The sequence below is a fragment of the Arsenicicoccus sp. UBA6765 genome, from assembly GCF_002453335.1.
GTDB classification, from domain to species: Bacteria; Actinomycetota; Actinomycetes; order Actinomycetales; family Dermatophilaceae; genus Arsenicicoccus; species Arsenicicoccus bolidensis.
In genome coordinates, this window is sequence record NZ_DKGR01000003.1 from 421 (window position 1) to 1,486 (window position 1,066).

Here is a 1,066-nt window from a genome sequence, read left to right on the forward strand (position 1 = left end):
AGACCACCATGCTCAACTGCCTGGCCTCGGCGATCCCGCCGCGGGAGCGGGTGGTCAGCTGCGAGGAGGTGTTCGAGCTCCAGCTGCCGCTCCGCGACGTGGCGGCCATGCAGTGCCGCCAGTCCTCGCTGGAGGGCACCGGCGAGATCCCGCTGCGGCGTCTCGTCAAGGAGGCCCTGCGCATGCGGCCCTCGCGGATCGTCGTGGGGGAGGTCCGCCAGGCCGAGAGCCTCGACCTGCTGATCGCCCTCAACAGCGGCCTGCCCGGCATGGCGACCATCCACGCCAACTCCGCCCGCGAGGCCATCACCAAGATGTGCACCCTGCCGCTGCTGGCCGGGGAGAACGTCGGCTCCCGCTTCGTCGTCCCCACCGTCGCCGGCAGCATCGACGTCGTCGTGCAGGTCGCCCTGGAGCGTGACGGGACGCGGCGGGTGCGCGAGATCGTCGCCGTGCCCGGCCGGGTCGAGGACGACGTCATCGAGGTCGCCGACCTGTTCACCCGGCGCGGTGACGAGCTCGTGCGCAGCGACGGGTTCCCGCCCCACCTGGACCGGTTCGAGCGGGCGGGGCACGACGTCACCGCCATCCTCGGAGCACCGCGATCATGAGCGGCCTCGCGGTGGGGCTCCTCCTCGGCCTCGGGCTGTTCTGCATCTGGTGGTCCTGCTGGGTGCCGTCCGAGGACCGGGTCGAGCAGGTGCGTGGGCCTCGGCTGGCCCGCCTGGGCGACGAGCTGGTGCAGGCCGACCTGCGCTCGGTGACACCTGCCCAGGTCGTGACGGGCTGCGCCCTCCTCGGCCTCATCACCTTCGTGGCGTCCTGGGCGACCACGGGCGTGGTCCCCGTCGCCGTGTGCTTCGCGGTGATCGCCGGCTACGCCCCGCTGGCGGTGGTCCGCGGGCGGGCACGCCGGCACCGCATGCTCCTGCGCGACCTGTGGCCGGACGCCGTCGACAACATCGCTTCGGGCGTGCGCGCGGGGCTGGCGCTGCCCGAGGCCCTGGCTCAGCTGGCGGTCCGCGGCCCGGAGCCGCTGCGGCCGGCGTTCGCGGCGTTCGCCGAC

Annotated in this window: 2 protein-coding genes; both read left to right on the forward strand. The window is 73.9% G+C overall.

Annotated elements, in window-relative coordinates; translation table 11 throughout:
• Positions 1-611, forward strand: a 611-nt coding sequence (locus B4K29_RS00695; RefSeq protein WP_286966177.1) for a CpaF family protein, incomplete at its 5' end; no start/stop codon positions are given.
• Positions 608-1,066 (forward strand): type II secretion system F family protein (locus tag B4K29_RS00700; RefSeq protein ID WP_414632587.1); only part of this gene is annotated, 459 nt, incomplete at its 3' end. The genes B4K29_RS00695 and B4K29_RS00700, both read left to right, overlap by 4 nt.